The organism is Oerskovia sp. NPDC060287 (assembly GCF_042726775.1).
In the GTDB taxonomy this organism is placed as follows: domain Bacteria; phylum Actinomycetota; class Actinomycetes; order Actinomycetales; family Cellulomonadaceae; genus Oerskovia; species Oerskovia merdavium.
The window spans coordinates 1-5,791 of record NZ_JBHXBO010000256.1 but is presented as its reverse complement, the minus strand read 5'-3'; the positions used below and the strand labels follow the sequence as shown (position 1 = coordinate 5,791).

The 5,791-nt window shown below is 73.0% G+C and carries 4 protein-coding genes; all 4 read right to left on the bottom strand.

All coding sequences use genetic code 11. The features are described from left to right. Positions 1-72: 72 nt before the first annotated feature. Positions 73-1,785 (bottom strand): glucose-6-phosphate isomerase, encoded by a 1,713-nt coding sequence (gene pgi, locus ACFWFR_RS16885; RefSeq protein ID WP_377623769.1) that lies wholly within the window; start codon positions 1,783-1,785, stop codon positions 73-75. A gap of 226 nt (positions 1,786-2,011) precedes the next feature. Next, positions 2,012-3,229: a GNAT family N-acetyltransferase gene (locus ACFWFR_RS16880; RefSeq protein WP_377623767.1), complete on the bottom strand. Its 1,218-nt coding sequence runs from the start codon at positions 3,227-3,229 to the stop codon at positions 2,012-2,014. Positions 3,230-3,384: 155 nt separating this feature from the next. Further along, on the bottom strand, positions 3,385-4,560 hold the full coding sequence (locus tag ACFWFR_RS16875) for a GNAT family N-acetyltransferase (protein WP_377623765.1): 1,176 nt from the start codon (positions 4,558-4,560) through the stop codon (positions 3,385-3,387). Continuing rightward, complete coding sequence (locus ACFWFR_RS16870) at positions 4,557-5,690, bottom strand: GNAT family N-acetyltransferase (protein WP_377623764.1); 1,134 nt, start codon at positions 5,688-5,690, stop codon at positions 4,557-4,559. The genes ACFWFR_RS16875 and ACFWFR_RS16870 overlap by 4 nt, the downstream gene beginning before the upstream one ends. Positions 5,691-5,791 lie beyond the last annotated feature (101 nt).

Genomic DNA, 5,791 nt, shown 5'->3' with positions numbered 1-5,791 from the left:
GAGCACGAGGTTGCGGTCGTTCTGGGCGTCAGGACGAGCGCAACCTCGTGCTCGGCACCAGCAGTCCGAGCGTCAGCTCCGCTGCTCGAGGTACCACCCGATGAGCGCCTGAGTCGACGGGTCCTGCGCGGCCAGCGCGGCGGCGTCGCCCGTGACCGCCGGGGCGATCTCGTTCGCGAGCTTCTTGCCGAGCTCGACGCCCCACTGGTCGAACGAGTCGATGCCCCACACGACGCCCTGGACGAACGTGATGTGCTCGTAGAGCGCGATGAGCTGGCCCAGCACCGAGGGCGTGAGCGCGGGCGCGAGGATCGACGTCGTGGGGCGGTTGCCCGAGAACACGCGAGCGCTCACGAGGTCCTCCGCGGTGCCCTCGGCCCGGACCTCGTCGGCGGTCTTGCCGAACGCGAGTGCCTTGGTCTGCGCGAAGAAGTTCGCGAGGAACAGCGAGTGGACGTCGACGGGCTCGTCGCCCGCCGCGGTGTCGGCCAGCGGGTGCGCGGGGTTGGCCACGGCGATGAAGTCGGCGGGGACCAGGCGCGTGCCCTGGTGGATGAGCTGGTAGAACGCGTGCTGCCCGTTGGTCCCGGGCTCGCCCCAGAAGACCTCGCCGGTCTCGGTCGTGACGGGCGACCCGTCCCAGCGGACGGACTTGCCGTTGGACTCCATGGTCAGCTGCTGCAGGTACGCCGGGAAGCGGTGCAGGTACTGCGCGTAGGGGAGCACGGCGTGCGTGTGGGCCCCGAGGAAGTTGACGTTCCACACGTTGAGCAGGCCCATGAGCGCGGGCACGTTCTGCTCGATCGGGGTGGTGCGGAAGTGCTCGTCGATCGCGTGGAAGCCCGCGAGGAACTCCTCGAAGCGTGCCGGGCCGATCGCGATCGCGAGCGACGTCCCGATCGCCGAGTCGACCGAGTAGCGGCCACCGACCCAGTCCCAGAACCCGAACGCGTTGGCGGGGTCGATCCCGAACGCGGCGACCTTGTCGAGGGCCGTGGAGACCGCGACGAAGTGCTTGCCGACCGCGGCGGCGCGGGTCTCGTCGTCAGCGTCGCCAGGGATGGCGCCGACGGCCGCGAGCTCGGTCCACAGCCAGTCGCGCGCGAGGCGCGCGTTGGTCAGGGTCTCGAGCGTCCCGAACGTCTTGGACGCGACGATGAACAGGGTGGTGCGCGGGTCGAGGCCTGCGGTCTTCTCGGCGACGTCGGTCGGGTCGATGTTGGACACGAACCGGACGTCGAGGTCCTCGGCCTTGTAGGGCAGGAGGGCCTCGTACGCCATGACGGGGCCCAGGTCCGAGCCGCCGATGCCGATGTTCACGACCGTGCGCACGCGCTCGCCCGTGACGCCGGTCCACTCGCCCGAGCGGACCTTCTCCGCGAATGCGTAGACCTTGGCGAGCTCGGTGTGCACGTCGGCGTCGACGTCCTGGCCGTCGACCGTCAGCTCCGGCGAGGCTCCGGACGGCCGCCGCAGCGCGGTGTGCAGCACGGCGCGGTCCTCGGTCACGTTGATGTGGTCGCCGCGGAACATGGCGTCGCGGCGTCCGGCGAGGTCGACGTCCTGTGCGAGGCGCACGAGGAGCGCGATCGTCTCGTCGGTCACGAGGTTCTTCGACAGGTCGACGTGGAGGTCGGCGGCGTCGAACGTGAGGCGCGCGGCGCGGCCCGGGTCCTGGGCGAACCATGCGCGCAGGTCTGGGTTCAGTGCGGCCTGGTGGGCCGTGAGGTCGGCCCAGGAGGGAGTGGTGGTGGCGTCGATCGGCGGTGTGCTCGCAGTGCTCACGATGGTCTCGCTGCTCCCTGGTCGGTGGGGGTCTTCGGGGGTCGCCCGGGTCTTGGCCGGACCCGACAACCGTAGGCCGCGACCTGCGGGGTTGTCCTGATGGCTCACGGTGCGAGCGGTTGTGAGGTGCGGTGCCGGACAGTCGGGCGCGCCCGACGGCGGATCGTCCGCCGGGTGCGCCCGTCGCCGCGGGCGGGCGGCACGGTCCGTGACGGCCGAAGGATCGTCAGTCGAGGCGCTTCTGCCAGACGGCCGCGACCCCGACGGGCTCGAAGCCGAGCGCGACGTTGATCGCGAGCATGTGCTCGTTCTCCTGGGCGTTCCACGTGTTGATCCGGCGTTCGCCGGGTCGTCGATCCTCGTAGGCGCGCAGGTTGGCGACCTTGACGAGCATCCCGAGCCGGTGCCCGCGGTGCTCGCGCAGCACGAGCGTGTCCTCCTGGAACGCGAAGGGCACGTCGTGGACGGGCATCTGCAGCACCGAGAAGGCGGCGAGGGTGCGGGTGGGGGCGTGCTCGGCGACCGTGATCAGCACGTGCTGGTGCCGTCCGGCGAGGTCGCGCAGGTGGCTGCGGACGCGTGCGGCGTCCCAGCGGCTCTCCGCGACGTCGAGGCCCGCGTTGGGGATGTCGGTGCTCATGCGCGTCCACAGGACCGCGACCTGGTCCTCCCACGCGGTGGGCACCTCGTCCCACCAGGTGTGCAGCCGGTAGTCGTCCCCGGCCACCTCCGCGGACTGCTCGCCGAGCGCGTCGAGCAGCGTCGTGTCGACCGGGAGCCGGAGGACCGAGGCGCGCTCGACCTGCTCGAGCGTGAAACCTCGTCCGAGCGCGAAGCGGGCCGGCCGGGACGAGGCGGGCACCCGCCCCGCGCCTGTGGGCGGGTCGAGGGCGTCGGGACCGGGGGCGGGCTCGGGAGAGTGGTTGCTGAAGGCGATGACCGTGGTCCGGTCCGCGGCGCGCGCGATCTCCTCGACCCGGTCCAGGAGCACGTCGCCGATGCCCTGGCCCTCGAGCCCGGGTCGCACCATGAGCGTGACGTAGGCGAGGTGCGTGTTGCTCACGGTCGCGAGGTTGACGATCGCGGCACCGCCCACGTCGCGGGGCGCCGGGGCCGTGCCGTCGGTGAGCGGGACGTCGCCGCCGGAAGAGGTGTCGGTTGCCGACCCCGGGGCCGCTCCCGGCGCCCCCGCAGGGAGCGCGACGACCAGGACCTTGCGCTGGTACTCCTGCTGCTGGAGCGCCCCGTGGATCACGGGCAGGGGCGCCCACCAGTCGGTCCAGCCCCAGGTCGCGAGCTGCACGTCGTGCTCGATCTCGCTGTAGGCCTGGTACGCCCAGATGTCGGGGTGCTCGAGCGTGGGCGGGACGGGAGGGGCGTCGACCGCACGCCAGGTCGTGCCTGCGGGGGCCGTGGGCCCGGGGGAGGTCTCGGTGCTCGTCATGCGCTCCACTCTCGCGCCCGGGGGCCCGCTCGGGCCAGACAATAACGACACATCGCTCTCTGTCGGGCGGACGGGCGAGCGGCTGGAGTCAGCACGCCGCGCCGCAGCAGCACGCCGCGCCGCAGCAGCACGCCGCGCCGGCTCCGCTCACCGCCTCACGCGAGCCGCAGCTGCCACTCCGCGTCGACGCTCGCGACCTCGAACCCGAGCGCCTCGTTGATCGCGAGCATGTGCCGGTTCTCCTGCGCGTTCCATGTGTGGATGCGCCGCGACGAGGGCCGCACGCGCGCGAGCTCGTCGAGCACCGCGATCTTGACGAGCGTCCCGAGCCGGTGGCCGCGGTGCTCGCGCAGCACCAGGGTGTCCTCCTGCATGACGACCTGGGGCCGGTCGTGCGGGTAGGAGACCATCGAGAACCCGGCGAGCCGTCCGGACGTGACGTGCTCGGCCACCGCGATGAGGTACCCCTGCCCGCGGTCGGCGAACGACCGGGAAGCCGCGCGCACGCGGGCGGCGTCCCAGGGGTCCTCCTCGAGGTCGAGCCCTCCCGAGGGTGCGTCGGTGCTCATGCGGGTCTCGAGCACGGCGAAGTCCTCGATCCACTCCTCGGGGACGTCGTCCTGCCAGAGGTGCACGCGGTAGTCGGTGCCGGCCGCGGCACGGGCGGCCTCGCGCAGCCGGTCCACGACGTCCTGGCGTGGGGGCAGCGAGATCGCCGAGTGCCGCACGACCTGCTCGAGCGCGAACCCGCGCGAGAGCGCGAAGCGGGTGCCGGGGTCCTCCAGCGGGACGCGTCCGCTCCCGGTCGGGGACTCGAGCGCACCGGGGCCGGGGGGAGGCTCGGGGGCGTGCGACGAGTCCGACAGGATCACGGTGCGTCCGGCCTCGCGCGCGATGCGCAGGCCCTCCTCCCAGAGCGCGGTGCCCGCGCCCTGGCCGCGGTGCGCCGGATCGACCCCGACGTACACGATCGCGACGTGCGTGTTCCCCTTCTGGGGCAGGCCCACCATGCCCCGCCCGACGACGTCGCTCGCGAGCGGGGTGCCGTCCGGTCCTCCGGCACGGGAGTCACGCACCGCGACCAGCCGGATGCTCCGCTTGTACTCCTGCTGGGCCGTCATGGTGACGAGCGCCGTCGCGGCGTCGAGCGCGAGGTCGGTGTGCCCGTAGATCTCCCGGTCGACGGCGTCGCCCGCGCGGACCGTCCCGTGCACGGCCCACGCCTCGGGGGAGTCGAGCGAGCCCGGGACGGGCACGCGCAGGACGCGCCACGCCGTCGGGCCGGAGAACTGGTGCTCCGCGGGTGCCGCGGCCTGCGACGGGCCGCTCACGCGCCCACCCGCTTCTGCCAGCCCGCGTAGCCGCCGGCGGGCGCGAAGCCCAGGTCGATGTTGATCGAGAGCATGTGGTCGTTCTCCTCGGCGTTCCAGGTGTGGATGCGTGCGGTCGCGGGTCGGCGCAGGGCGAGCTCGTCGAGGTTCGCGACCTTGACGAGCATCCCGAGCCGGTGACCGCGGTGCTCGCGCAGGACCAGGGTGTCCTCCTGGAACGCGAACGCCGGGCGGTCCTCGGGGTAGGCGAGGACCGAGAACGCGGCGAGCGTGCCCGACGGGACGTGCTCGACGACCGTCATGAGCAGGCCGTGCCCCTTGCCGAGCAGCTCGTCGACCCAGACGCCCACGCGCTGCGCGTCCCACGGGTCCTCGCGGAAGTCGATGTCTCCCAGCGGGGCGTCGGTGCTCATGCGCGTGAACAGCGTCCCGACCTGTGCACGCCATGCCTGCGGGACGTCGTCCTCCCACACGTGCGTGCGGTAGTCGGGCCCGGCGGCCTGGACGGCCCGCGTGCGCAGGCCGTCCAGCAGGATGGGGTCGACCGGCAGCGCCAGGATCGAGTGGCGCTCGACCTGCTCGAGCGCGTAGCCCTTGCGTGCGACGAAGCGCGGCCCGGGGTCGTCGGCAGGGACGCGCCCGGCGCCCGTGCGCGCCTCGAGGGCCCCTGGTCCGGGCGGCGGCTCGGCGCCGTGCTGGGTGTCCGTGAACAGGACGGTCCGGCCCGCGTCGACGAGGATCTTCTCGCCCGTCTCCCACAGGGCCGTCCCCAGCCCCTGCCGACGGGCTGCCGGCCGGACCTGCACGGACAGCTCGCCCAGGTGGGTGTTGCTGCTGGTCGGCAGGGCGAGTGCCAGGTGGCCGAGCACGTCCTGCGGTCGCGGGGTCTCGGGTGCGTCCGCGCGGACGGCGACGAAGCGCTGCTTGGTCGTGTACTGCTGGCTGTCCATCCCGGCAAGGATGTCTCGTGCCTCGTCGGCGAGGTCGTCGTCGCCGTGGATCTCTGTCGTGACCTCGGCCTCGACCTGGGCGATGCCCTGGTACGCCCAGGCGTCGGGGGCGTCGAGGCTCGGGGGGTGCGGTGCCTCGAGGACCCGCCAGGTCGTCGTCGACTCGGTCGGTGGGCTCATGGTCCCAGGGTGCTCCGCGGAGAGGGAGCGGTCCATGGTTTTTCTGGGTGCGCCCGCGTCGTCGGACGCCGGAAGGCCCGGCCCTCCGAGGGGGCCGGGCC